General features: G+C 64.0%; 23 protein-coding genes. 16 read left to right on the top strand and 7 right to left on the bottom strand.

Annotated features, from left to right (window positions below):
• Positions 1–7: 7 nt before the first annotated feature.
• The 3 genes from AC0KWY_RS20445 to AC0KWY_RS20435 form a co-directional block, all read right to left on the bottom strand.
• Entirely contained in the window at positions 8–685 is a 678-nt protein-coding gene (locus AC0KWY_RS20445) for an alpha/beta hydrolase (protein ID WP_474027329.1), read from the bottom strand.
• A gap of 78 nt (positions 686–763) precedes the next feature.
• Entirely contained in the window at positions 764–1324 is a 561-nt protein-coding gene (locus AC0KWY_RS20440; protein WP_474027328.1) for a MerR family transcriptional regulator, read from the bottom strand.
• The gene (locus tag AC0KWY_RS20435; protein WP_474027327.1) at positions 1321–1737 is read right to left on the bottom strand and encodes a hypothetical protein; all 417 of its coding nucleotides are present in this window, start codon (positions 1735–1737) and stop codon (positions 1321–1323) included. The genes AC0KWY_RS20440 and AC0KWY_RS20435 overlap by 4 nt, the downstream gene beginning before the upstream one ends.
• 213 nt (positions 1738–1950) lie before the next feature.
• Between AC0KWY_RS20435 and AC0KWY_RS20430 the strand changes: the two genes are divergently transcribed.
• Complete coding sequence (locus AC0KWY_RS20430) at positions 1951–2646, top strand: thiopurine S-methyltransferase (protein ID WP_474027326.1); 696 nt, start codon at positions 1951–1953, stop codon at positions 2644–2646.
• Here the strand turns inward: AC0KWY_RS20430 and AC0KWY_RS20425 are convergent.
• Together AC0KWY_RS20425 and AC0KWY_RS20420 are read right to left on the bottom strand one after the other, a co-directional pair.
• The gene (locus AC0KWY_RS20425) at positions 2636–2812 is read right to left on the bottom strand and encodes a hypothetical protein (RefSeq protein WP_474027325.1); all 177 of its coding nucleotides are present in this window, start codon (positions 2810–2812) and stop codon (positions 2636–2638) included. The genes AC0KWY_RS20430 and AC0KWY_RS20425 overlap by 11 nt on opposite strands.
• A gap of 94 nt (positions 2813–2906) precedes the next feature.
• Positions 2907–3110: a cold-shock protein gene (locus AC0KWY_RS20420; RefSeq protein ID WP_474027324.1), complete on the bottom strand. Its 204-nt coding sequence runs from the start codon at positions 3108–3110 to the stop codon at positions 2907–2909.
• A 366-nt stretch (positions 3111–3476) separates the two neighbouring features.
• Between AC0KWY_RS20420 and AC0KWY_RS20415 the strand changes: the two genes are divergently transcribed.
• On the top strand, positions 3477–3929 hold the full coding sequence (locus AC0KWY_RS20415) for a hypothetical protein (protein ID WP_474027322.1): 453 nt from the start codon (positions 3477–3479) through the stop codon (positions 3927–3929).
• Between the two features lie 48 nt (positions 3930–3977).
• Here the strand turns inward: AC0KWY_RS20415 and AC0KWY_RS20410 are convergent, their stop codons facing one another.
• Positions 3978–4604 carry a LysE family translocator gene (locus AC0KWY_RS20410; RefSeq protein WP_474027321.1) on the bottom strand — a complete coding sequence of 209 codons (627 nt, stop codon included), beginning with the start codon at positions 4602–4604 and terminating at the stop codon, positions 3978–3980.
• A gap of 162 nt (positions 4605–4766) precedes the next feature.
• Between AC0KWY_RS20410 and AC0KWY_RS20405 the strand changes: the two genes are divergently transcribed.
• The 14 genes from AC0KWY_RS20405 to AC0KWY_RS20340 all read left to right on the top strand — a co-directional run bounded on the left by AC0KWY_RS20405 (position 4767) and on the right by AC0KWY_RS20340 (position 22059).
• Positions 4767–7472, top strand: a complete 2706-nt coding sequence (locus AC0KWY_RS20405; RefSeq protein ID WP_474027320.1) for a type VI secretion system Vgr family protein — start codon at positions 4767–4769, stop codon at positions 7470–7472.
• Between the two features lie 27 nt (positions 7473–7499).
• Complete coding sequence (locus AC0KWY_RS20400) at positions 7500–7862, top strand: hypothetical protein (RefSeq protein WP_474027319.1); 363 nt, start codon at positions 7500–7502, stop codon at positions 7860–7862.
• A gap of 178 nt (positions 7863–8040) precedes the next feature.
• Positions 8041–8649, top strand: coding sequence for a T6SS effector amidase Tae4 family protein (locus tag AC0KWY_RS20395; protein ID WP_474027318.1), 609 nt, complete (start codon positions 8041–8043; stop codon positions 8647–8649).
• The gene (locus tag AC0KWY_RS20390; protein ID WP_474027317.1) at positions 8646–9305 is read left to right on the top strand and encodes a hypothetical protein; all 660 of its coding nucleotides are present in this window, start codon (positions 8646–8648) and stop codon (positions 9303–9305) included. The genes AC0KWY_RS20395 and AC0KWY_RS20390 overlap by 4 nt, the downstream gene beginning before the upstream one ends.
• A gap of 76 nt (positions 9306–9381) precedes the next feature.
• On the top strand, positions 9382–10419 hold the full coding sequence (locus AC0KWY_RS20385; protein WP_474027316.1) for an IS5 family transposase: 1038 nt from the start codon (positions 9382–9384) through the stop codon (positions 10417–10419).
• A 152-nt stretch (positions 10420–10571) separates the two neighbouring features.
• Positions 10572–10754 carry a T6SS effector amidase Tae4 family protein gene (locus AC0KWY_RS20380; RefSeq protein ID WP_474029765.1) on the top strand — a complete coding sequence of 61 codons (183 nt, stop codon included), beginning with the start codon at positions 10572–10574 and terminating at the stop codon, positions 10752–10754.
• A complete protein-coding gene (locus AC0KWY_RS20375; protein ID WP_474027315.1) occupies positions 10733–11311 on the top strand; it encodes a hypothetical protein in 579 nt (192 codons plus the stop codon). Before AC0KWY_RS20380 ends, AC0KWY_RS20375 begins: the two co-directional genes overlap by 22 nt.
• A 239-nt stretch (positions 11312–11550) precedes the next feature.
• Entirely contained in the window at positions 11551–14616 is a 3066-nt protein-coding gene (locus AC0KWY_RS20370) for a hybrid sensor histidine kinase/response regulator (protein ID WP_474027314.1), read from the top strand.
• Positions 14617–14697: 81 nt separating this feature from the next.
• Complete coding sequence (locus AC0KWY_RS20365) at positions 14698–15582, top strand: DUF808 family protein (protein ID WP_474027313.1); 885 nt, start codon at positions 14698–14700, stop codon at positions 15580–15582.
• A 117-nt stretch (positions 15583–15699) separates the two neighbouring features.
• Complete coding sequence (gene urtB, locus AC0KWY_RS20360; RefSeq protein ID WP_474027312.1) at positions 15700–17280, top strand: urea ABC transporter permease subunit UrtB; 1581 nt, start codon at positions 15700–15702, stop codon at positions 17278–17280.
• Between the two features lie 10 nt (positions 17281–17290).
• Entirely contained in the window at positions 17291–18442 is a 1152-nt protein-coding gene (gene urtC / locus AC0KWY_RS20355) for an urea ABC transporter permease subunit UrtC (protein WP_474027311.1), read from the top strand.
• Positions 18439–19275 (top strand): urea ABC transporter ATP-binding protein UrtD, encoded by an 837-nt coding sequence (urtD, locus tag AC0KWY_RS20350; RefSeq protein WP_474027310.1) that lies wholly within the window; start codon positions 18439–18441, stop codon positions 19273–19275. Before urtC ends, urtD begins: the two co-directional genes overlap by 4 nt.
• A gap of 722 nt (positions 19276–19997) precedes the next feature.
• A complete protein-coding gene (gene urtE / locus AC0KWY_RS20345) occupies positions 19998–20690 on the top strand; it encodes an urea ABC transporter ATP-binding subunit UrtE (protein ID WP_474027309.1) in 693 nt (230 codons plus the stop codon).
• A gap of 28 nt (positions 20691–20718) precedes the next feature.
• A complete protein-coding gene (locus AC0KWY_RS20340; protein ID WP_474027308.1) occupies positions 20719–22059 on the top strand; it encodes a fused MFS/spermidine synthase in 1341 nt (446 codons plus the stop codon).
• A 9-nt stretch (positions 22060–22068) separates the two neighbouring features.
• Here AC0KWY_RS20340 and AC0KWY_RS20335 read toward each other — a convergent pair whose 3' ends face one another.
• Positions 22069–24186 carry a methyl-accepting chemotaxis protein gene (locus tag AC0KWY_RS20335; protein ID WP_474027307.1) on the bottom strand — a complete coding sequence of 706 codons (2118 nt, stop codon included), beginning with the start codon at positions 24184–24186 and terminating at the stop codon, positions 22069–22071.
• Positions 24187–24541 lie beyond the last annotated feature (355 nt).

The raw sequence follows: 24541 nt of genomic DNA, 5'->3' as shown, positions 1-24541 counted from the left end.
TTCGCATTCAGGCGGCGGCGAAACGCTCGCGCAGCCAGTCACCGATGGCGGCGATTTCCTCGAAGCAGACCTCGTGCGCCATCGGATATTCCCGCCAACCGACCGCGTAACCGGCGGCCTGCAGGAAATCCCGCGCCTGGCGGCCGAGCGCCGGCGCCACCACGTCATCGTCGTCGCCGTGCGCGGCGAACACCGGGATGGCGCGGTTGGCCGACGTCGCCTCGCGCTCGACCAGCCCCGGCGACGGCAGGTAAGTGGACAGCGCGATCACCCCGCCCAGCGCCTGCGGATGCGTCAGCGCCGTCGTGTAGGCAAGCGCCCCGCCCTGCGAGAAACCGGCCAGGAAAACCCGCGCTGGCGGGATGCCGCGCTCGCCTTCGCGTTCGATCAGGCGGCGCAGCGCCGCCCGCGAACGCAACAGGCCGGCCTCGTCGATACGCCGCTCGCCCGGCGTCAGCGACAGGATGTCGTACCACGCCGGCATCGCCCAGCCGCCGTTGCAAGTCACCGGCATCACCGGCGCGTGCGGGAAGACGAAACGCACTCCGGGCGATTCCGCCAGGCCAAGCTCCGGCACCACCGGCACGAAGTCGGAACCATCGGCCCCCAGGCCATGCAGCCAGATGACTGCGAACTGCGGGTTGCTGCCCTGTTCGATTTCGATTGCCGGCAAGTATTCGCTCATTTCACAGCTCCTCTGTCCTGCCCGGCGTTTTACCCGGAAACGGCGGGCTGCGCCAGCGCTTCCGATCCCCCCGGGGTTTCACCCCCAGGCCTGCGCCCGCTGCCGGATGGCGTCGATTGCGCCGTCCTCCAGCCCGAGCGACTTGAGGAAAGCGGCATGGCCGGCGGGGTTTTCCCGCTCGAACTCGCCGTGCCACAGATCCATCGCCGCCTCATCGAAGCCGGCGCGGCGCAGCAAGGCTACCCAGGCGGCCTTGTCGTACGACTGACGCCGGTCGCGGAACTCGGGCGTTGCCAGCAGGCGGGCCAGAAGCCGCTGCTGGGCATGCAGCCGCGCGGCTTCCTGGCAGAGCTCGAGCAAGCGCTTTTCCAGCAACGCCACCGGCCGGGAAGCTGCGCTGTCGCCGGGCGGGACCAACAGGGCGCGGATGTCGGCAAGCGTCAGGCCGGCGTCGCGCAGGCGTCGGATCGTGCGCAGGCGCGCCAGCTCGGCGGCGCCATAGCGCCGATAGCCGGCAGCGGTACGCCCGCTCGGCGCCAGCAACTGGAGCGTTTCGTAGTGGAGGACGGAACTGCGCGCCAGGCCGACTTGCCGGCAAAGCTGTCCGAGCGTCATCGAGTCGAGATTGGCCTGGGTCATGATGGCAGCGGCAGGCGGTCGGGCGGGAGGAAGCGTTCCCGTGCCGCCGGCGAATTGAGCAGCGATGGAGAATAATAGCGCGCCAGGACGGCGCGGGCGTCGTTGACCAGCTCGCCATTGGCGGCCAGGAAGTCGTCCCAGGAAAGCGCCGGATCGGCGCCGCCGCCTTCGGCCATCAGCCGGACCAGGGCTTCGGAGAGGGTGCGATGGTATTTCCCGGGCACGCCCAGGCGCGCCGCCAGGCGGGCAATGGCCTCGCAGGTATCGCTGACCGCCTGTTCCAGCGGCTCCCGTTGCAGCAGCAACCAGGCTGCAAGCAGGTGACCGTGGTGGTCGAAGCCGGCGGCGGGCATGCTGGCATCGAGAAAGGCGGCGAGGAATTGCGCGTTCGACATCTGTTTCGGGTCAGGCATGATGGGACTCCAGTAATTGGGAAGCGCCAGTCTCAACCCTGCGACTGTCGTCAGGTCAACACCACCCGGCACCCGACACTTGCGTTTGCCGCAACGCCCGCTTGCGGGCATAGTGACGAGGCTTGAATCCGCGCCCGGCGCCTTGAAAAGCTCCCGCGACCGGTCGGCGATGCCGCTGCCGTCGTCCTTCGACGCTTTTCGAAAGGCCCAGCCATGGACCATCCCGACCAGTTGCTCTGGAAACAGAACTGGCGCGCCAACCGGATCGACTTTCACCTCGATCATGTCCATCCCTTGCTCCTGCGGTGCTGGCCCGGGATTGGCGTCGCCCCCGGGGCGCGGGTTCTCGTTCCGCTTTGCGGCAAGAGCCTGGATCTGATGTGGTTGCACGGCTTGGGGCACGACATCGTCGGTGTCGAACTGAGCACGGTGGCGGTCAATGCCTTTTTCCGGGAGAGCCGTCTGCGGCCGCAGCGCAGCACGCACGGCGCGCTGGAACGGTGGTCGCAGGAGCGGCTGACCATCCACTGCGGCGATTTCTTCGCGCTGCAGCGCGAGGATCTGCATGGGGTCAGCGCAGTTTACGATCGCGCCGCGCTGACCGCGCTGCCGGAAGCCCTGCGCCCCGAATACGTCGCCCACCTGCGGGCGATCCTGCCCGACGACTGCCGCATCCTGCTGCTGACGGTGGAAGATCTCGATGACGGGGAAAGCGAAGCCGAAGCGGGCGGCAGTTCAGCGGAAGTGGAAAGTCTGTACGCGGCACATTTCCGCGTCCGGCTGCTGCATGTCGAGCAACGCGCTGCGCTGCTGGCCAGAAATGGCTCGATCCGCGAGCCGCGTTCGGTGCATAAGGCGTATTTGCTGGGCGGGGACGAAAGCGCGCCGCCAGTGCCGATCAGCGATTGATGACGGCGAAGCGGGTCAGGTGATCGGGGGAAATGCCGGCCAGTTCGCCGACCACGTGGCTGATGCCGTCGCCGACCAGCCACCAGGCGTTGCCGTAGGGTAATGCGGTGATGCGTGCAGCGGCCAGCAGATGCAAGGCTTCATGCCGGCGATTTTCGATATTCATGGGTGTGGCCACAAGGCCTCCTGTCTCAATAAAACAAAACCCCGGCGATGCCGGGGTTGCAGTGCCAGCGGGCCGACCTGCGGCCCCACCGGAATCAGGCAGCGCGGATGTTGCCGGCCTGCTTGCCCTTCTGGCCGGTCGTCACGTCGAAGCTGACGCGCTGACCTTCGGCCAGGGTGCGGAAACCCTGACCCTGAATGGCGGAAAAATGTGCGAAAAGGTCTTCGCTGCCCTCATCGGGGGTAATGAAGCCGAAACCCTTGGAATCGTTGAACCACTTGACGGTGCCGTTAGCCATGTTTGTTATCTCCGGTAAAAAATGAATCGGGGCCCGAGCCCCTGTAAATGGGGCGAGATCAAGACGGCGAGGTCAGAATGGGGAGAAACGCCGCAACAACGGGGCTAAACCGGCAGAAAACGACACTGTTTGAAAATCGCTGCGGTGCACGATACGCGTAGCCCAAATAAATAGCAAAGCAAATTGCACGATCCCGGGCGTTTTCCTCAAGGAAGTCCCCAAACCGTCTGCCGACGATGGCATAATCGGCCGGATTCCTAAAACGACATGGTTTCCCTCCCCAATCAGACAGCAGCTCGACGCCCGAGGCTTGCCCGCGTGGATGTCGTAGCCACACGGAATTTCAACACGTCAGGGAGGTGTGCAGTGAATCGCGAAGAGTTCTTCAGCAACATCGATGCCAAGATTTCCCGTGCCAGCCGAGCCGATACCGGTTCCGCGGACATGCCGGCGGAAAACCAGGCTTTCCTGGAAATGGTGGTCGCCCGTCTGCAACCGGTGGTCGCTTCCTATCAGGACCGACTCGCGGAACGGCAGATCAGCGCCGAGGTCAAGAGTTTCCCCGCCTGCATTTCCTTCACCCTGCGCTATCGCGACGGCGGCCATTGCGGCCTGACCCTCGACGGCCGCCTGGCCGACCGGCGCATCGAGATCACCGCCCACTACACCAACGACAACGGCCGCAACTACGTCAATACCGGCGGCGTCACCTATGGCCGGGACAACTGGCAGGACAGCATCTTCGAGGAAGCGCTGCAAAAGTGCATCGACGACTTCCTGTCTTACGCCGGCCGGCACGGCGGCATCTATCTGAACTGAAGACGCGCTACGCGCAAAACGGCCCGGCCCGCGCCGGGCCTTTTGCGTTTACCGGTCGACGATCAGGCGCAGGCCGAGTGCGACGAACACCGCGCCGGCAAGGCGGTCGAGGATGACGCCGGCGCGCGGGCGCCGGTTCAGCCACTGACCGACGCTGCCGGAAAAATGGCCGAGCAGACCGAACAGCAGCGCCGCCTGCAGCGTGAACAGGATGCCGAGCTGGGCCAGTTGCCAGCCGATCCCGCCGTTGCCGGCGACCACGAACTGCGGCAGGAAGGAGAGGAAGAAGAGGATCACCTTGGGGTTGATCGCATTGGCGAAAACCCCTTTGAGAAAGACCTGGCGCAACGGCGCCGCCGCGCCATCGACCGCGCCGACCCGGGCCACGCCCCGGCTACGCAGGGCGCCGATGCCGAGCCAGACCAGATAGAGCCCGCCGCCCAGCTTGAGCAGGGTGAAGGCTTGCGGCGAGGCGGCAATCAGCGCGCTGACGCCGAGCACCGCGAGCAAGGTGTGGCTGAGGCAGCCGAAAGCACAGCCGAGCCCGAAGGCGATCCCCTGGCGCCGCCCGCGCGAGATGCCCATGCCGAGCACCATCATGTTGTCGGGACCGGGCGCGGCGGTGATCAGCATGGCGGCGAGCAGGAATCCGGAAAACTGTTCGAAACTGAGCATGACGGTCGGTTCTCGGGCAAAGCCGGCAATATAACGCAAGCCAGGAGCCGCGACGATGGCGACGCCGGCTGCCGCTTTTGCGCTCATTTAACGGCTGACGACTTGACCACGGTGACGTTGTCATGATGCAATCGCCATTCCCTCGTCATGACCCCCAGCCCGATGTCCCTTCTGTCGCCGTTTGCCGCCTTTCTCTCGCAACACGCCCGACTGCTGGAGATCACCACGGCACTGCCGGATGCGGCGCTGGTCGTCGAGCGTTTCTCCGGGCGCGAGGCGGTCAATGCGCTGTTCCGCTTCGAGATCGACTGCATTTCCACCAGCGCCGGCCTCGACCTGCTGGCGCTGACCGGCGAGGAAATCACCCTGCGCCTGCTGCAGGCCGACGGCAGCAGGCGCGCCTGGCACGGTTACGTCACCGAGGCGCTGCAGCTCGGCGCCGACGGCGGCTTCGCCCGCTACCGGCTGATCATGGAACCCTGGCTCGCCCTGCTGCGCGAGCGTCGCGACAGCTACGTCTTCCAGGACAAGACGGTGCTCGAGATCCTCGGCCAGCTCTTTGCCGATCACCCGCAGGCCAACTGGGCGCAGGGCGTCACCCAGGAACTGCGCCGCTACAGCCTGTCCATCCAGTACCGCGAGTCCGACCTCGACTACTGCCGCCGCCTGCTCGCCGAGGAAGGTCTCTCCTTCCGCTTCAGCCACGACCAGAATGCGGTGGCCGGCGACGAGGCGACGCACGCCCGTCACCGTCTGGAAATCTTCGACCGCGAGACCGAACTGCCCGAGCTGGCGCAGCCGGTGTTACGTTTTCATCGCAACAACGCGACCGAAGCGAGCGACACCGTCCAGACCTGGCAGGAAATCCGCAACGCCCTGCCCAACGCCGTCACCATCGCCGGCTGGGACTACAAGACGCTGCTCGCCACCGGTGCCGAAGTCGAATCGACGCAGGACAACGGCGAAGTGCCGCGCATGGAAGTGCATGACGCGTCGCTCCCCTACCGCTACACCGACGGCGCCGCCGCCCGTCGCCACGCCGATCTGCGCCTGGCCGCCTGGGAAGCCGCCTACCGCCGCTTCGCCGGCGACAGCACGGTGCGCCAGGCCGCCGCCGGGCAGAACTTCACGCTTTCCCAGCATGAGGAATACCAGGGCGACGACGCCCGTTTCACGCTGCTCGCCGTCGACCACGACGGCGCCAACAACCTCGGCGCCCAGGCCGCGAAGCTGCTCGGCAGCACCGCCGTCGAGGCCGGCAGCTACCGCAACCGGCTGCACGCCCAGCCGGCCGCCTTGCCCGTCGTTCCCCAGCCGCTGCCCAAGCCCCTCGCTCCGCCGCAGGTCGCCCTGGTGGTCGGCGTCAGCGGCGCGCCGCTGACCACCGAGCGCGATCACCGGGTCAAGATCCAGTTTCCCTGGCAACGCGGCGAGCAGCCCAACCCCGGCGGCCTCGCCGCCGACGCCCCGGGCAAGTCCGGCAACGCGCCGGGCAACGAACAGTCCGGCACCTGGGTCCGCGTCACCGAATGGCTGGCCGGCCCCAACTGGGGCAGCCACTTCCTGCCGCGCATCGGCACCGAGGTCATCGTCAGCTTCCTCGACGGCGACATCGACCGCCCGGTGATCGCCGGCCAGATCCACAACGGCACCGACCTGCCGCCTTTCTCCGCCGGCCACGAAGCCAGTGCCAACCACCCCGGCGTGCTCGCCGGCTGGATGAGCCACAACTTCGAATCCGGCCACAACCAGTGGGTGATCGACGACGCCCCCGGCCAGTTGCGCACCCGCCTCGCCGCTTCCGACAACGCCAGCCAGCTCGCCCTCGGCCACCTCATCCACCAGGCCCCCGAATCGGCCAGCCGCGGCGCCTGGCGCGGCAGCGGCTTCGAACTGCGCAGCGACGGCTGGCTCGCCGTGCGCGCCGGCGAAGGCATCCTGATCTCCGCCACCGCCCGCCCCAACGCCGTCTCCACCCAGATGGACATCGCCGAGGCGGTCGGCCAGATGCGCGCCGCCGAGGAAACCGCCAGGGCCCTCTCCGACGCCGCCCGCGCCCAGCAGGCGCTGCCGCTCAACGCCAACGGCAAACAGAGCGATTTCATCACCGCCCTCGACCCGCAACAGGACGGCAAATTCACCGCCCCGGTCGGCGGTCAGGAAGCGAAGAAGGCCCAGCCCGGCAGCCGTGAGCTAGGCGACCCCACCGAACGCTTCAACGAACCCGCCATCGTCGCCGAAGCCCCCGGCGACATCGCCCTCACCAGCCCCGCCAGCACCTTGCTCTTCGCCGGCGCCAACCTGCACGCCACCATCCAGCAGGACCTCCACCTCGCCGCCGCCCACACCCTGGCCGTCACCGTCGGCGAAGCCGCCAGCTGGTTCAGCCATTCAGGCGGCATCAAGAGCATCGCCGAAGCCGGCAGCCACACCATCCACGCCCACACCGACCAACTCGAAATCCTCGCCGACCAGTCCGTCACCTTCACCAGCTCCAACGACGAAATCCACATCCTTTCCAATAAGCAGATCCGCTTGGTCGGCGGGCAATCCTCCGTCACCCTCGAAGGATCAAACATCACCTTTGCCTGTCCGGGGACGTTCTCGGTGAAGGGGAGTAGTAATGCGTTTACGGGGCCGGGGAGTGAGGAAGTGGCGATGGAGGGGCTGCCGGATTCGCGGGTGAAGATGTATGACGAAGGTTTCATACTAAAAAACGAAGTAACTGGCGAACCTTTAGCAAATATAACCTATCGCATAAAACTAGCTGACGGCAGTTATCAGGAAGGCGTGACAGACAAGAGCGGTCACACACACATTGTTTTATCCGCCGAACCCGAACCTATAATTCTCGAGATTGTTAGATAAAACTTTAATAGCAACTCATATAACCACATGAGTAATCAAAAATATACCGCCGTATCATTGTCGTCAACAACCCCTATCGACAACAAAAATCGCCGATTAGTCGTTCTCAAACAACCAACAAAAAAAATAACAAAAATTTATTGGTCATATGGAAATGACCACTTGATTCTTGGCGCCGAATCACGACACTACGTTGATATTAATTTGCATATCGAAACAGTAAACTATCAGCCCGGAGACAGTGTTACTGTGACCATTCAATCTGACGATAACGATATAATCTGGGAAAACAAAAAAACAATCAAATTAACAGGAATTGTCAACAATAACGGGAAGTGCCTCATCGAAACCCCGCTTAAAAACGGAACATTAAACCTTGGCCAACTATAACCACATATAGACGGACAAAACAAAGCGAACCACGCGTAGCGATTTCGCAACAAAAAGCCCCCCTCCCTCCAGACACTTACACAACCCAACCAAATTAGAGGCAATACAATTGGGAATTGTAGCCACATCCGACAATGTATCGGCCAGCATAAAAGCAAACCGCCCCTCTTGGGAGGACATGAAAAAACATTACCCAAATAAAAACACAACCACAGAAAAACTGTATAACGAATTAATCAAAGGCAGCTTTCACGATCTTTACAAAAACAAGGATTATGAAAACACCTGCTCTGTAAGGATGTGTTACGCACTTAACCGATCAGGACTAAAACTAGGAAATGCCCCGAGCACAGGGGGAAGCCTAAAAGGTGGCGATGGCTACATGTACTGGATTCGTGTTTCCGACTTAAAATCCGAACTATCCAAGCGATTCAAAGCCCCTGACAACGAAATAAAATTAACAACCATTAGCTCAAAACTTATAAATGACAACAAGGCTTTAGAAGAAAAATTTAAAACCCGAGTAAAAGAAGCCTCTGATTTTTTAGAAAATCAAATAAACAAAAAAAACGGCATAATTGTATTTGAAGTTCAAGGATGGGAGAATGCGAGCGGACATTTCACACTATGGGATGGCGAATCCAAAACCTTAGCGTACGCCCCAGGTCACGACGCCGACAAAGACAACATGTATTATTTTTGGCTAACCTATTTTACCGAAACCACCGCAGGAAAAAGAGACAGAATAATTCAGCTATCAGAAATAAAATTCTGGGAGTTAAAGTGATCTATATTTTTAGACTAAAAATCCTCATCATTTCTATAGGAATAATATTTTTCGCAGAAAACGCCAGCACCGAGACAGATACTCATCGGCAAATTACTTACACCACAAACGAAGGCAGCGAATTAAAAAATCACAAGCCAAATGAAAAACCACCCGGAAAATCAATTATTCAACTAAAAGACGGTCTCGAAATTGCGGTGGCCGACCACAATGGAGAAATTGTTGTCCCCAACATTTCCCACGGCGGGGATTTTGATGGACTAGATGATGTGCATCGCCTGATACGTTTTCGCGTTCCCCAGAGCGGATTTAAAGATATGCAAAAGGGCAAATGCGGCTACATCGACAGCATCTCTCTTGGCATAATAGTCAAGGCAACTTATGACGAATGTAGCCCATTCAATAATGACAAGGCCACGGCCTGCACCTCCTGCAAAAAATACTGTACCGAATACCCTGATTGCCAAGACAGTGTTTTTCTAGGGGGATACAGCCACATCCTAGACATATCAGGAAAAGTAATCAGTAGGAAAAAATCCGAAACTGTTAAAACATTTTGTGGCGCACCATCAAATGCTGACATCCGCATGGATTCCGGAAAAAATTTTATTAAATGCAAATCGAATCAAACATCCATTTTTAAAATGGATAAATAAGTGGGCACCTCGAAAAACCTCACCGTCCTCGCCCTCGGTAATTTCAATGTCCTGAATCCGGCCGTAGCCCAGCCCGATGAAACCGCGTAGCGCCATCAAGACCGACCTGTTCGCTGACGAACAGCACTGCAAGAAGATCGATACGCTCGGTGACCCGCTCACCGAGATCGAGTCGCACATTGACTTTGCGGGGCTGGCGGCCGAGATTGACCGCGTAGCGCCCCGTCCGGTGAGCCAGCAAGGCGGGCGTCCGCCAAACCCGACCGAGACGATGGTGCGCATTCTGGTTTTAAAACGACTGTACAACCTGTCGGACGAGCAGATGGAGTACCAATTGCTCGATCGCATGAGCTACAAGCGGTTCTGCGAGTTGGCGAACGCCACCAACATCCCGGACCGCACCACCGTGTGGACCTTCGAGAACCGCATCGGTGAAGCGGGAGCAAAAGCCTTGTTCGACGGCGTTACAGCCCAGTTGCTCAAGAAGGGTTTCATCGCACGTGGTGGGCAGATTATCGACGCTACCCTGGTGCCAGCCCCGAATCAGCACAACAGCAGGAGCGAGAAGGAACTGCTTGAGCAGGGTGCGCTGCCAGCAGACTGGAAACCTGCCAAGCGGCGGCAGAAGGACATCGACGCCACCTGGACGAAGAAGCATGGCAAGAGCACCTTCTGCTACAAACTGTCGATCAATGTGGACAAGAAGCACAAGTTCCCCCGCAAGATCGAGACCGAAACGGCGAGTACACATGACAGTCAGCACTTCGCCAAGGTTTTGGATATCCAGAACACGAGCCGAGACGTTTATGCCGACCGGGGCTATCCGTCCGAGGAGCGTGAAGCGTGGTTGAAGGCAAACGGTTTCCGTAACCAGATCCTGCGCAAGGGTGCGCGCAACAGACCGCTGTCCGAATGCCAGCAACGGCGAAACAAGCGCATTGCGAAAACGCGTGCTCGGGTCGAGCATCCATTCGCAGCGATTGCGCAGATGGGGAGCAAGCTGATCCGCACTATTGGTCAGGCGCGGGCAAGCTTTGCGATGACGATGATGGCGGCTTGCTACAACCTGAGGCGGTTGGTGTATTTCCAGAAGGTCGGAATCAAGGCCTTGTAAAGCCAAAAACGAACTGAATCGCCGCTGCTCGAGGCGGCGCGAAGCAAAAACGGGGCAACACCGTTGAGAAAAGCGGTGATTTGCCGAAGAAATTGAATCGGATTCGGGCGCCATTATCGTTGTGCGCCAGGATTAACTGAAAACCTCGGGTTATTCAAGGCGCCCTTATTTTATTCCGAGATTACTGGACAAGAGAGGCGAGTAACGAACTAAATGGAGATCACATCGATCTATGGAATGGAGAAACCATGCCCGGAAAAAATGCCATAGATTTCCTTGGACCGGAAACCGAATTCCAAAAGGCAAAAGACATATGGTTCTGGGAAATAAACTAGCGCCCAGAGAAACCATTATTGTTGCCGGCATTCTATTCATATCCAGCCCGGCCGTTTCTGGACCGCTTCATTCTGGAATAGTTATTCCGGAAAACACACACCGCTTCGAACTAGCCCAAGACATTCCTTTAACGAAAGAAAAATATCCGAAATTAGCACGCGTAGTAATTCGGGAAAAAACCGGGCAATGCCACATGACCATCGGCGGACTCCCTGAAATAAATCTGGAAATGCCTTTACCCTGCGACATCCAGACGGAAGGTGCCGCATTTGCGTTTCGCCCCGTGGTTGGATTTCAAAAAAACAGCAGCGGACCTGACGACATTTCCTTCCTGATTGCAGGGAACCTCAAGTACTACCCAACCATTCGATCCGAATGCTCCCAATTGAGCCGGGGCATCACCATAAAATGGAAAGCTGGAAAGAACGGAAGAATCGAACCCCATATCGTGTTGTCGGAAATCATCAATGATTACTCGAACACGCGCTGCCCGCGAGCTTTCGTTGAGGTGAAAGGTCCAACAATTTACGGGCTGGACCCGTCCACCAATCCGTAACCGCCCCCCCTCTTCTTCCGGGGCCGACTGACTCATCCGCGCCAACTACATTGTAGGCGCCAGCCAAACCTCGCCATCTGCCTTGCCAACCCGACCTTTCCGGCCGCCACCCGGCGCGCGGCCGCAGGAAGGGCGGTGTAACATGGCAGCAAAGACATTCCGCGAAATGGCCCCCGATGCTCAAGTTTTCCTGGCACTCCCTGAGGACCCGACTGGTGGCTGGGGTTCTTTGTGCGTCCGTGCTATCGGTCTGGGTTGTCGTCTTCTTCATTGGCAAGTACCTGCGCGCGGACATGGAAGCCGCGATCTCGGCGCAGCAGTATTCGGCGGTTTCGCTGGTCGCTTCGGAAATCGAGCGTTCGGTCGGCGAGCGGATCAACATCCTCGAGGCGCTGGCCGGGCGTCTGGCCCAACTGTCGGGTGACCGTACCGCCAGCCGGACCTTGCTTGACGCGCAAACCGGGCTCGACCCCTTGTTCAACTGGGGCATCATGGTGCTCGACGCGGGAGGCACGGCAATCGCCAGCGTTCCCGCACGTCACGAGCGCAGCGGCACCCACTATGGCGACCGCGACTTTTTCCGGGAGCTGGTCGCCACTGGCAAGCCGCTCATCACCGAACCGCTGACCGGACGCCGCACCGGCGTGCCGGTGATCACCATCGCTGTGCCGATTTTCTCGCCGGACAAGCGGATGATCGGTGCCGTGCTCGGCATCACCAACATGGGGAAACCCAATTTCCTGGATCAGATCAGCCAGGCCAAGTACGGTCGTACCGGCGATTTCTTCGTCACCGATACCCGGGCCCGGATGTACATCGCCTCGTCGGACAAGCAGCGGGTTCTGAAAAAAGGTCCGCCGCCCGGCGTCAATGCGGTCTACGACAGCTATATCAACGGCCGCCAGGGGTCGGGCGTCGCCGTCAGTTCGCGCGGGGTCGAGGAACTGTCGTCGTCGGTACGGATCGGCAACACGCCCTGGGTCATGCAATCGGTGCTGCCGACCGCCGAGGCCTTTGCCGTCGTCCGCCAGATGCAGCAGCGCTTGCTGATTGCCGCGCTGGCCTTCACGCTGTTTGCCGGCGTCGTTGCCTGGTGGTGGGTCCGGCGCCAGTTGCGGCCGCTCGAACGTTCCGCCGTCCTGCTCGACGAAATGCGCCAGGGCAGCCGGCCGCGCAGCGCGCTGCCGGTCGATTCCGACGACGAGATCGGCAAGCTCGCCAACGCCTTCAACGGCTTGCTCAAGGCCATCGTCGACCAGGAAACGCTGCTCGCCAGGGTGGCCGCCACCGAATTGCTGCGCAAGACGCTGGCCCATGTCCCGGGCATGGTCTTCCAGTACTACCAGCACGCCGACGGCACTGGCGCCTTTCCCTTCGCCAGCGCGGCGGTGCAGGACATCTACGAGGTCAGCGCCGAAGTGATCGAGGGCGACGCCAGCCTGATCCGCGATTTGCTGGTGCCGGAAGACCACGAGCGCCTGTTCGACTCGATGCGCCGGTCGGCGGCAAACATGGAGCGCTGGCTGGTCGATTACCGGATCCGCATGGCGGACGGCCGGATCAAGTGGCTGCATGTGGACGCGATGCCCGAGCACGAGGACGACAGGATCGTCTGGTACGGCTTCGTCACCGACGTTACCGCGACCAAGGCGCTGGAGGAGGAACTGGAAATCCACCGCAGCCACCTGGAAGAGCTGGTCCGCGAGCGCACCGAGCAACTGGAGGAGGCGCGACGCGTCGCCGAATCGGCCAGTCTGGCGAAGAGCAGCTTCCTGGCCAACATGAGCCACGAGATCCGCACCCCGATGAACGCCATCATCGGTCTCACCGGCCTGCTCGAGCGCAACATCGACGATCCCCAACATTGCGACAAGCTGGCCAAGATCCATCTGGCGGCGGATCACCTGCTGGCGATCATCAACGACGTGCTCGATATCTCGAAGATCGAAGCCGGCAAGATCCAGCTCGAGGATCTCGAATTCGACCTCAACGAAACCGTCACCCGCGCCGGCGACCTGATCGCCGGCAGAGCCCGGGAAAAGGGCCTGGACTTCTCCCTCGAGCTGCCGCCGCCGATCGGCGGCTGCCTGCGCGGCGACCCGACCCGGCTGGCGCAGGCCCTGCTCAATTACCTGGGCAACGCGATCAAGTTCACCGAGCGCGGCGGCATCACGCTGCGCGCCAGCCTGCTGGAACAGACGGCGGGCGCCGCCTGCTACCGCTTCGAAGTCGAAGACAGCGGCATCGGCATCCCGACGCTGGCGCTGCCCAGCCTGTTCGGCGCCTTCGAGCAGGCCGACCGCTCGACCACCCGACAGTACGGCGGCACCGGCCTGGGGCTGGCGATCACCCGCCAGCTGGCCCGCATGATGGGGGGCGACGCCGGCGTCGACAGCATTGAAGGACAAGGCAGCCGCTTCTGGTTCACCGCCCGGTTTGTCCGCTCGTCGCGCGAATTCAGTGGGCCCAGTGCCCGCCGCCGCAGCGACGCCCCCGAAGCGATCCTGCGCCGCGACTACGCGGGCAGTCGCGTCCTGCTCTGCGAGGACAACCCGGTCAACCAGGAAGTCGCGCTCGCGCTGCTGCAGGATGTCGGCATGCGCGTCAGCATCGCCCAGAACGGCCTCGAAGCCGTCGAACGTTTCACCAGCCAGCCGTTTGCCCTGATCCTGATGGACATGCAGATGCCGGTCATGGACGGCCTCGAAGCCACCCGCCGCATCCGCGCCCTGGCCGGCGGCGAGGCGGTGCCGATCCTGGCGATGACGGCCAACGCCTTCACCGAGGACATGCAGCGCTGCCAGGCCGCCGGCATGAACGATTTCGTCGCCAAACCGGTCGAGCCCGAACTGCTCTTCGCCAAGCTGCTGCAATGGCTGCCGCCAGCGACCCCGGCCAGCCCACCGGCCACCCCGGCAACGGCCGCCAACGACGGCGACCTGCTCGCCACCCTCGCCGCCCTGCCCGATCTCGATCTCGACGCCGCGCTGGCCCGCCTGCGCGGCAACCCGCAACGCCTGCTCAAACTGCTCCACCTGTTCGTCGCCGAACACCACGCCGACGCCGCCGACTTGCGCCAGACCTTGAGCGAAGGCAACCGCCAGGCGGCGGAGAGAATCTGCCACGCGCTCAAGGGAGCGGCCGGCAGCGTCGGCCTCGACCGCATCCACGAACCGGCCGCTGAACTCAACGCGTTGCTGCGCCAGGACGCCGCCGACGCCCGGGAAATGGCGTTGATCGACAGGATTGCCGACGCCCTGCAGCAGTTCGCCAGCGCCCTCGAAGGCTGCGCCGCCGCAGACTGAACGGCTCACGACCAGCGCCCGGCGGCAGCAATTGCTGACGACACCGGTATACTCGCGGTTTTTCAATCGACCGACTGAACCATGGCCACTTCCGCATTTTTCGCGCTGCTGCGCGACGTCAGCAAACTAGCCGCCACCGCGGCCGACGACCTCGCCGCGCAGAGCGCCAAGCTCACTGCTGCCGCCGACGACATCGCTGCGCTGACTGGCAAGGCGGCGGTGAAGACCGCCGGCGTCGCCGGCGACGATCTGGCGGTCGGCGCCGGCCAGGTCGCCGGCGTCTCGCCCAACCGCGAACTGCCAGCCCTGTGGCGGATCACCAAGGGCAGCGCGCTGAACAAGATCTGGCTTTCAGCGCTGCTGCTGGTCGTCGGCTACTTCCTGCCGCAGGCGATCACCGTCGCCCTGGCGCTGGGCGCGCTCTACCTCGCTTTCGAGGGCGGCGAAGGCCTGCTCGAATACTTCCACGAGGAAAGCGGCGAGGCCGCCGAGGAAGTGCCGATGACCGAGGACGAAAAGGTGCGCGGCGCGATCAAGACCGACATCGTGCTCAGCTTCGAGATGCTGGTGATCTCGCTCGCCGCCACCGGCGACGCCCCGCTCGGCTACAAGATCGCCGTGCTGGCGCTGGTCGGCGTGGTGATGACGGTCGGCGTCTATGGCCTGATCGGCCTCATCATCCGCCTCGACGACATGGGTCTGGCGCTGGCCCGCTCCGGCGACGGTTTCCGCAGCCGCCTCGGGCTGGCCATGGCCAACGCCGCGCCGGTCGTCCTCAAGGTGCTGGGGCCGGTCGGCATGGTCGCCATGTTCGCCGTCGCCGGCGGCATCCTCGGCCACCTCGTCCATCTCGAAGTCGGCCACTGGGCGCTCGCCCTGCTCGCCGATATCGGTATCGGCGTCGCCGTCGGCCTGCTGCTGGTCGGCCTGCATCACCTGTGGGCGAAGCTGCGCGGCCAGCACTGAGGCCGTCCCGGGGGAGCGACGCAACACCTGCGCACCCCCTACGCAATTCATCGTATTCCCCGCGCCGGGGCCGCTCCGTAATCTGTCGCTGCACTGCACAAATTGCGGACGGACCCGATGAAAAAACGCTTACTGACCTTCCTGCTCTGGGCCACCAGCCTGGGCGCCCTGGCCGCGCCCGATCCGGCGCTGGTCCGCCAACTGGCGGCCGACGACAATTCCGACAAGATCGCCGCCATCCAGCAACTGACCGCCGCCGCCGAGCCCGGCACCGGCAAGCTGCTGCAGGCGATGGCCGACGACAGTCTCTATTTTGCCGGTGACAAACTCTATGTCTTCGACGGCGAAAAAACGGTCGACGCACTGAACGGCGAAACTGCGGAACTGCCCGACGGCGCCGAAACGATCACCGTCAATAACCGCCTGCGCGGCGAACTGGCCAACGCCCTGGCCGCGCTCAAGCTGTTCGACGCCGACCGCACCGTCCGCCTGGCCGCCGCCCGCGAACTGCAGAGCAAGGTCGGCGCCGAGCTGGCCGGCGTGCTGGCCAAGGCGCGCGACCAGGAACAGGACGCCGAGATCAAGCCGCTGCTCGCCCTGGCCCACGCCCAGGCGACGCTGCAGGATGCCGATCCCGCGGTCCGCCTGGCCGCCGTCAATACACTGGCCGCCGCTGCCTCGCCGGCGGTCAAGAGCCTGCTGCTGCCGCTCACCGAAGCCGGCGGCGAAAGCGACGAGAAAGTGCGCGCCGCGGCAAGCGCCGCGCTGAAAAGCATCGAGCGCAGCCTGGCCTGGATGGACACGCTGGCCGGCATCTTCTCCGGCCTGTCGCTCGGTTCCATCCTGCTGCTGGCAGCGCTCGGCCTGGCCATCACCTACGGCGTCATGGGCATCATCAACATGGCGCACGGCGAACTGCTGATGATCGGCGCCTACTCGGCCTACGCGATGCAGAGCCTGTTCCGCGCCTGGGCGCCGGACTACGTCGACTGGTACCTGCCGGCGGCGATTCCGGTCGCCTTCTTCGCCGCCGCCGCCGTCGGCGTGCTGATGGAACGCACGGTGATCCGCTGGCTGTACGGGCGCACGCTGGAAACCCTGCTCGCCACCTGGGGCCTGTCGCTGATCCTGATCCAGGCGGCGCGCGTGCTGTTCGGCGCGCAGAACGTCGAGGTCGCCAACCCGAGCTGGATGTCGGGCGGCGTCGAACTCCTGCCCAACCTGATCCTGCCCTGGAACCGCGTCATCATCATCGGCTTCGCGCTGTTCGTGCTGTTCCTGGTCTGGGTGCTGATGAACAAGACGCGCCTCGGCATGTTCGTCCGCGCCGTCACGCAGAACCGGGCAATGGCCGGCTGCGTCGGCGTGCCGACCTCGCGTATCGACACCATGGCCTTCGCGCTCGGTGCCGGCATCGCCGGCCTGGGCGGCGTGGCGCTCTCCCAGATTTCCAACGTCGGCCCGGACATGGGCCAAGGCTACATCGTCGATTCCTTCATGGTCGTCGTCGTCGGCGGCGTCGGGCAACTCGCCGGCGCGGTCTGGGCGGCGCTCGGCCTGGGCATTTTCTCCAAGCTGCTCGAAGGCTGGGCCGGCGCGGTGATCGCCAAGATCATGATCCTCGTCGCCATCATCATCTTCATCCAGAAGCGTCCGCAGGGCATCTTTGCCCTCAAGGGCCGCTTTGCCGACCAGTAAGGAGCGACGCATGTCTGCCACCTCTTCCGCGCTTCCCCTGCCCGCCGGCCGCGTGCCGCTGACCCTGCGCGTCTTTGCCGCGCTCGACCGCAAGGCCTGGATCGCGCTCGCCGTCTTCCTCGCGCTGGCACTGGTCGTCGTCCCGGTGCTCAACCTGGCGCTGCCGCCGGAGAGCATCTTCCACGTCTCGGCCTACGCCATCACGCTGATCGGCAAGATCATGTGCTACGCGCTGGTCGCCGTCGCCATGGACCTGATCTGGGGCTACGGCGGCATCCTCTCGCTCGGTCACGGGTTGTTCTTCGCGCTCGGCGGCTACGCCTTCGGCATGTACCTGATGCGCCAGATCGGCCGCGACGGCAGCTACCAGAGCGACCTGCCCGACTTCATGGTCTTCCTCGACTGGAAGGAACTGCCCTGGTTCTGGCTGGGCAGCGACAGTTTCGGCTGGGCCGCCTTCCTGGTCGTCGCGCTGCCGGCCGTGGTCGCCTTCGTCTTCGGCTACTTCGCCTTCCGCTCGCGGATCAAGGGCGTCTATTTCTCGATCATCACCCAGGCCCTGACCTACGCCGCGATGCTGCTCTTCTTCCGCAACGAAACCGGCTTCGGCGGCAACAACGGCTTCACCGACTTCAAGCGCGTGCTCGACGTGCCGATCACCGCGCCGGAAACCCGCCTGGTGCTGTTCGGCCTGACCGCCATCGCGCTCGCGCTGACCCTGATCTTCGCCGCCTGGCTGGTCAAATCCAAGTTCGGCCGCGTGCTCACCGCGATCCGCGACGCCGAATCCCGCGTCATGTTCATCGGCTACAACCCGCTCTGGTACAAGCTGACCATCTGGGTGATCTCCGCCGTGCTGTGCGGCATCGCCGGTGCGCTCTACGTGCCGCAGGTCGGCATCATCAACCCTTCGGAAATGAGCGCCGCCAATTCGATCGAGATCGCCATCTGGGTCGCCGTCGGCGGGCGCGGCACGCTGATCGGCCCGGTCATCGGCGCCTTCACGGTCAACCTCGCCAAGAGCTGGTTCACCGTCAGCTTCCCCGAATACTGGCTGTTCTTCCTCGGCCTGCTGTTCATCGTCGTCACCCTGCTGCTGCCGCAGGGCCTGGTCGGACTGTGGAAGAAAATCATCAGCAAGAAACAAGGAGCCAGCGCATGAACGCCACCGCCGAAACCGTCCTCGACGACCGCCCCGAAGGCTCCGACAGCGCCGACCAGTTCGGCCACCTGGTCACCGGCGAGCTCGACCTGTCGCACGGCGTCGCCCTCTATCTCGAAGACATCACCGTCAGCTTCGACGGCTTCAAGGCGCTGAACAACCTGACGCTCGCCATCGACGCCGGCGAACTACGCTGCATCATCGGCCCCAACGGCGCCGGCAAGACGACGATGATGGACGTCATCACCGGCAAGACGCGCCCGGATTCCGGCAAGGCCTTCTTCGGCCAGACCATCGACCTGACCCGGCTGACCGAACCGGAAATCGCCCACGTCGGCATCGGCCGCAAGTTCCAGAAACCGACCATCTTCGAACAGCACACCGTCTTCGAGAACCTCGAACTGGCGATGAAAACCGACAAGCGCGTGTGGAAGAGCCTGCTCGCCTGGCTGAGCGGCGACGACCGCGACCGCATCGCCGACACCCTGAAGCTGATCCGCCTCAACGGCGAAGCCGACCGCCCGGCCGGCCTCCTCTCGCACGGCCAGAAGCAGTGGCTGGAAATCGGCATGCTGCTGATGCAGGAACCGAAACTGCTGCTGCTCGACGAACCGGTCGCCGGGATGACCGACGACGAAACCATGCGCACGGCGGAGCTGTTCGTTTCGCTGGCGGGGAAACATTCGCTGGTCGTCGTCGAACACGACATGGCGTTTGTCGAGAAGCTGGGCGGACTGGTGACCGTGTTGCATGAAGGGTCGGTGCTGGCGGAGGGCGATCTGGCGACGGTGCAGAATGATCAGCGGGTGATTGAGGTTTATCTTGGGCGCTGAGGCTTTTTCTTTCGCGCTGCTCGGGTGGGCGGAATCGATTGCTGAAGCATTGGGTTTCCTTATGCTTAGGCGAGCGGCTTTGGCTTCCGACGCGCCGGTTTCCGCGCCTGACGCGCGGGCGTACTTTCTTTTTTCTGGAAAAAAGAAAGTAGCCAAAGAAAAAGCCACCCCCAGGTCGGCGCCGGGCTACGCCCGGTCCCTTGCGCTACTCGACGCGCCGGGCGGCTGCGGAACTCGGCCCTGCGGGCCTCAGACAGTCCTCGCCGACTTCCCCCGGCACGCCTGCGTTGCTCAGCGCCTCTCAGGGGGGCCCCGAAAACCAGCGGTATGCGACGGTTTGCGGTTGAAAGAGCATTGCACTTTCAGCAGCGATCGGTTTGCCGGGCCCCTTGGGAGGCGCCGAGCAACGCAGGCGTTGGCGGAAAAAGGGCGAGCACTGTCTGAGGGGCAAAGCCCCGAGTTGCGCAGCCCCCGCCAACGACGAGTAGCGCAGGGAACCCGCGTAGCGGGCGCCGACCTAGGGGTGGCCTTCTTTTTGGCTACTTTTTCTTGGCCAAACAAGAAAAAGTACGCCCGCCGGTCAACGGCGGAACCCAGCGGTTCAGCAAGCAAACACGCTCGCGCGTCAGGCGCGGAAACCAGCGGTCAAAAAACCACCACCGCCCGCCGTCAACAACGCAAAACAGCCCATCAGAACCCCCTCCCGCCCAAAGGAAACCGAAATGCTCAAAGTCGATAACCTCCACCAAGCCTACGGCGGCTCCCACATCCTGCGCGGTCTGAGCTTCGAGCTGCAGAAGGGCGAGGTCACCACCCTGCTCGGGCGCAACGGGGTCGGCAAGACGACCCTGCTCAAATCGTTGATGGGGCTGGTCAAGACCAAGGAAGGCAGCGTCACTTTCGACGGCAAGACGATCACCCACCTGCCGCCGCACGAGCGCGTGAAAGCCGGGATCGGCTACGTGCCGCAGGGGCGCGAGATCTTTCCGCGGCTGACGGTCGAGGAAAACCTGCTGATGGGGCTGGCGACCAAGCCGGGCGGCACGAAGATTCCCGAGCGCATCTTCGACATGTTCCCGGTCTTGAAGCAGATGCTGCACCGGCGTGGCGGCGACCTTTCCGGCGGCCAGCAGCAGCAGCTGGCGATCGGCCGGGCGCTGGCGATGGGGCCGTCGCTGCTGATCCTCGACGAGCCGACCGAGGGCATCCAACCGTCGATCATCAAGGACATCGAGCGCGCCATCCGCATGCTCGCCGAGACTGGCGAGATGGCGATCCTGCTGGTCGAGCAGTACTACGACTTCGCCGAGTCGCTGGCCGACCAGTACCTGCTGATGGAACGCGGCGAGTTCATCATGCGCGGGCGCGGCGAGACCATGCCGCAGGACGGGGTGCGCGAGGCGCTGGCGGTGTGAGCGCGGGCATCCGGTAGAATCCGGCGCCATGTCCCGGCGCCTGATCACCCTGATCGTCTTCATCGAAGGCTTCTGCTCGCTCGGCGCCGAGATCCTGGCGCTGCGCCGGCTGCTGCCGCATGTTGGCAGCGCCATCGTCGTCACGGCGCCGACGATCGCCCTCTTCCTGCTCGCGCTGGCGCTCGGCTACGCCGCCGGCGGCCGCGTCGCCGGCGAGTTCCGGCACGCCGTCGGGCGCAATTTCCTGGCTGCCGGGCTGCTCGCCGGCATCGGCCTGGCGGCGCCGGCGGTCGATGCGCTGTTCGCCGGGCTGCCGACCGGTGTCGCCTACCTCGCCTTCGTCGGCGGCGTGCTCTGCCCGATCGCCTGGCTGCTCGGCCAGACAGTGCCGATCCTGACCAACCTGGTCGCCGCCCAGCGCACCGGCGAGGCGAGCGGGCTGGCGCTCTACTGGTTGACGCTCGGTTCCTTCCTCGGCGCGCTCGGCCTGTCGCTCGGCGTGATGCAGTGGCTGGGGGTGTCGGCGGCGGTGATCCTGGTCGCGGCGACGCTGCTTGGTGCCGTGCCGCTGCTCGCCGAACGGCCGCGGCGCTCGGCGGCGGTGGCGGCGGGCGCGCTGCTGCCGGTGCTGGCGATCAACCTGCCGGCGAGCGCCGTCTACGACACCGCCTACGCCGAGTACCGCGTCGAGCCGGTCGCCCGCGACGGCTACCAGGCGCCGCGCGCGTTCTGGATCAACAAGTCGCTGGCCTCGCTGACCGACGAGTTGACGCCGCCCAAGACCACCCGCTACATCGCCCACCTGCGCGCCATCCTGCGCGACGACCTGGGCTTTCGCGGCCGCGACATCCTGGTCCTCGGCGCCGGCGGCTTCACGCTGGCGCAGGACGATCCGGACAACCGCTACACCTACGTCGACATCGACCCGGCGATCCGCGCCATCGCCGAGACCCACTTCCTGCGCCGTCCGGCTGCCGGCGAGTTCGTCGTCGACGATGCCCGGCGCTACGTCAGCACCAGCGCGCGCCGCTTCGACGCCGTGGTCGTCGACGTCTTCAGCTCGCACACGGCGATCCCCGGCCACCTGGTCAGCCGCGAGTTCTGGGAAAGCGCGCGCCGCGTGCTCAAGCCGGACGGCGTCCTGCTCGCCAACCTGATCCTCGACGGCAAGCTGGAGACGCCCTACGCGCGCAACCTGCTGGCCACCGTCGAAGCGGTTTTCGGGCGCTGCGCGGTCGACGTGCTGCACAAGGGCAAGCCGCTGGCCAACGTCGAGCTGAGCTGCTTCGCCAGCAGCCGGCCGGGGCCGGCCAGCGTCTACGTCGACGAGAAGAACCGCGTCGACCTCGACCGCGCCGCCGCCCAGTAAGGCGCCGCCTCAGACGGCGAAACGGCTGACCGTGCCCTGCATGCCGGTGGCGGTGTCGAGCAGTTCGTGCGCGGCGCGCGACGTGCGGCCGGCCAAGGCTTCGTTTTCCTCCGACAGCCCGGCGATCCGTTCGACGTGGTTGCGGATGCTGTCGGTGGCCACGCCCTGCTCTTCGAGCGCCCCGGAAATCCCGGCGACGACGGCGACGACACGGGCGGCGCTGTCGCGGATGCGCTGGATCGCCTGCCCCGCCTCGTTGGCCAGCGCGACGCCGTGATCGACCTGGGCGACGCCGTGCTCCATCGTCGTCACCGCCTGTCCCATGCCGCTCTGGATGCCCTGGATCATGCCGGCGATCTCGGTGGTGGCGGTCGCCGTCCGTTCGGCCAGCTTGCGCACCTCGTCGGCGACGACGGCGAAGCCGCGCCCGCTCTCGCCGGCGCGCGCCGCCTCGATCGCCGCGTTGAGGGCGAGCAGGTTGGTCTGGTCGGCGATCTCGCGGATCACCCGGACGACCGATGAAATGCGCGCCGAATCGGCGCCCAGCGCCAGGATGCGCTCGGTCGACTGGCGCACCGTGGCGGCGATTTCCTCCATGCTCGCCACCGCCTTGTGGATCACCGTCGCGCCGTTGGCGCAGGTGTCGTCGGAAGCCTGCGAAATCGCGTGCGCCTCGGCGGCGTCGCTGACTACCTGCGCCATGCTGGCGCTCACCTGCTCGGCGGCGCTGGCCACGCCGGCGGTCGCCTCGCTCTGCCCCTGCGAGGTCTGCGCCACCTGGTCGGCGGCCGCCGCCATCGTCCCGGCGTGGCTGGCGATCAGGTCGGCGTTGCGCTGAATGTCGGACAGCATGCGGCGGAACATCTCGCGCAGATGGCGGATCGACGCCAACAGGCTGCTGCGGTCGGCGGCGTCCACCTCGATGTTGATGCCCAGGTTGCCGGACGCGACATGGCGGGTGACCTCGCAGGCGTAGCGCGGATCGCCGCCGAGCAGGCGGCGCAGGTTGCGGATCACCGAGAAGCCGAGGAGCGCGACGAGCAGCGTCGTCAGCAAGGCCGCCGCAACCAGTTGCCAGTAGATGCCGGCGATGATCGCGCCGGCTGCCAGTTCGTCCGCGGCGTTGCGGGCGTTGGCCAGTTCCACCGCGCGGTCGATCGCCGCCCGGTGCTCGGCGTAACGCGCCGCCAGTTGCGGCAGCAGGGCGTCGGCGGCGGCGCGCTGGCCGGCCTGCAGGGCCGGGATGTACTGCGCGTCGCGCAGTTCGAGGAAAGCCAGCGCCGGCCGGTAGGCCGCCTCGACCAGTTGCGCCTTCAGCTCGCCGGCCGCCAGTTGCCCCTCCCAGAAACGGTGGCGCGCCTCGAACTCCTGGCGCAGGCGCCGGCTGCGCTCGACCAGCGCCGGCAAGGCGGCGCCGTCGGCACGGCTCATCTCGTGCACCAGCAGGTAGGATTCGACCAGGTAGGCCGGTGGCGGCAGGATGTCGGCGACCAGGTCCTTGCCCTCGACCAGGCGCTGGTAGATCGGCCCCTTGACCTGGACTTCGCCGATGCCGCGATAGACCAGCGCGGCAACCGCGGCGAAGCTCAGCAGGAAGGCCGCCATCAGCAGGTAAAGCTGCTTGTTCACATCGAGCCCGAGCAACTGGCGGAAAACGTTGAGCCGCTGCCACAGCCCGCTGCGCAGCACCTGCCCGCCGACCAGGCGAATGCCGCCGCGGCCCGCCGCCAGGTCGCGGTAGAGCGCGCTCGCCGCGTCGATCTGCTGGCGCGTCGGGCGGGTGCGCATCGAGGTGTAACCGACCACCTTGCCGTCCTGCTCGACTGGCGCAACGTGCGCGTTGACCCAGTAGTGATCGCCGTTCTTGCAGCGGTTCTTGACCAGCCCGTTCCACGGCTTGCCCCGTTTCAGCGTCTGCCAGAGGTCGGCAAAGGCCGCTGCCGGCATTTCCGGATGGCGGACGATGTTGTGGCTCTGGCCGAGCAGTTCGCTCTCGGTGAAGCCGGAAATGGCGACGAAATCGGGATTGACGTAGGTGATGATGCCGCGCAGGTCGGTCTTGCTGACGATGGTCGTCCCTTCGTCCATGACGACTTCGCGGTGGGTGATCGGCAGATTGGTTTTCATGGTTCCGGCCCGCGCCGCGCCCATGGTCAGGGAAGCGACGGCAGTTTGGGCAATATAGGTGACAGGGTGGCGATGCAAGAAGCACGCCCATTACGAAAGTAATAAACACGCCATCGGACGCGGGCTGTTGCCCGGCCCGGAAACGAAATATCGCGTTTCCCGGCGCCCGCCCGCCAGCCACCGTTGTGGTGCATGCACCAGGCCAAGGCAGGCGGCACGAAGACGCACCAAGACGGGGTGCGGCCGGCCGTCTAAACCTAAGTCTAATTTCGGCGCCGGACGCTTCCGGCTAACTTCTCTCCCACCGGCGATGCTCCACCAGGAGGCCGCCAGCGCGGGGCGACGACGATCGCCC

The sequence above is a fragment of the Azonexus sp. MM2026_4 genome, from assembly GCF_055901855.1.
The sequence above is the reverse complement of the archived record's forward strand: the minus strand, read 5'-3'. Positions and strand labels throughout refer to the sequence as shown.

What these genes read in the sequence shown, in the direction of transcription:
- AC0KWY_RS20410 (WP_474027321.1), bottom strand. Translation starts at nt 4,604, where the DNA reads ATGCTCAGTTTCGAACAGTTTTCCGGATTCCTGCTCGCCGCCATGCTG.
- AC0KWY_RS20365 (WP_474027313.1), top strand. Translation starts at nt 14,698, where the DNA reads ATGGCCACTTCCGCATTTTTCGCGCTGCTGCGCGACGTCAGCAAACTA.
- AC0KWY_RS20335 (WP_474027307.1), bottom strand. Translation starts at nt 24,186, where the DNA reads ATGAAAACCAATCTGCCGATCACCCACCGCGAAGTCGTCATGGACGAA.
- AC0KWY_RS20385 (WP_474027316.1), top strand. Translation starts at nt 9,382, where the DNA reads ATGAAACCGCGTAGCGCCATCAAGACCGACCTGTTCGCTGACGAACAG.
- AC0KWY_RS20440 (WP_474027328.1), bottom strand. Translation starts at nt 1,324, where the DNA reads ATGACCCAGGCCAATCTCGACTCGATGACGCTCGGACAGCTTTGCCGG.
- AC0KWY_RS20445 (WP_474027329.1), bottom strand. Translation starts at nt 685, where the DNA reads ATGAGCGAATACTTGCCGGCAATCGAAATCGAACAGGGCAGCAACCCG.
- urtC (WP_474027311.1), top strand. Translation starts at nt 17,291, where the DNA reads ATGTCTGCCACCTCTTCCGCGCTTCCCCTGCCCGCCGGCCGCGTGCCG.
- urtD (WP_474027310.1), top strand. Translation starts at nt 18,439, where the DNA reads ATGAACGCCACCGCCGAAACCGTCCTCGACGACCGCCCCGAAGGCTCC.
- AC0KWY_RS20375 (WP_474027315.1), top strand. Translation starts at nt 10,733, where the DNA reads ATGGTTCTGGGAAATAAACTAGCGCCCAGAGAAACCATTATTGTTGCC.
- AC0KWY_RS20425 (WP_474027325.1), bottom strand. Translation starts at nt 2,812, where the DNA reads ATGAATATCGAAAATCGCCGGCATGAAGCCTTGCATCTGCTGGCCGCT.
- AC0KWY_RS20420 (WP_474027324.1), bottom strand. Translation starts at nt 3,110, where the DNA reads ATGGCTAACGGCACCGTCAAGTGGTTCAACGATTCCAAGGGTTTCGGC.
- AC0KWY_RS20430 (WP_474027326.1), top strand. Translation starts at nt 1,951, where the DNA reads ATGGACCATCCCGACCAGTTGCTCTGGAAACAGAACTGGCGCGCCAAC.
- AC0KWY_RS20400 (WP_474027319.1), top strand. Translation starts at nt 7,500, where the DNA reads ATGAGTAATCAAAAATATACCGCCGTATCATTGTCGTCAACAACCCCT.
- AC0KWY_RS20340 (WP_474027308.1), top strand. Translation starts at nt 20,719, where the DNA reads ATGTCCCGGCGCCTGATCACCCTGATCGTCTTCATCGAAGGCTTCTGC.
- urtE (WP_474027309.1), top strand. Translation starts at nt 19,998, where the DNA reads ATGCTCAAAGTCGATAACCTCCACCAAGCCTACGGCGGCTCCCACATC.
- AC0KWY_RS20395 (WP_474027318.1), top strand. Translation starts at nt 8,041, where the DNA reads ATGAAAAAACATTACCCAAATAAAAACACAACCACAGAAAAACTGTAT.
- urtB (WP_474027312.1), top strand. Translation starts at nt 15,700, where the DNA reads ATGAAAAAACGCTTACTGACCTTCCTGCTCTGGGCCACCAGCCTGGGC.
- AC0KWY_RS20405 (WP_474027320.1), top strand. Translation starts at nt 4,767, where the DNA reads ATGTCCCTTCTGTCGCCGTTTGCCGCCTTTCTCTCGCAACACGCCCGA.
- AC0KWY_RS20435 (WP_474027327.1), bottom strand. Translation starts at nt 1,737, where the DNA reads ATGCCTGACCCGAAACAGATGTCGAACGCGCAATTCCTCGCCGCCTTT.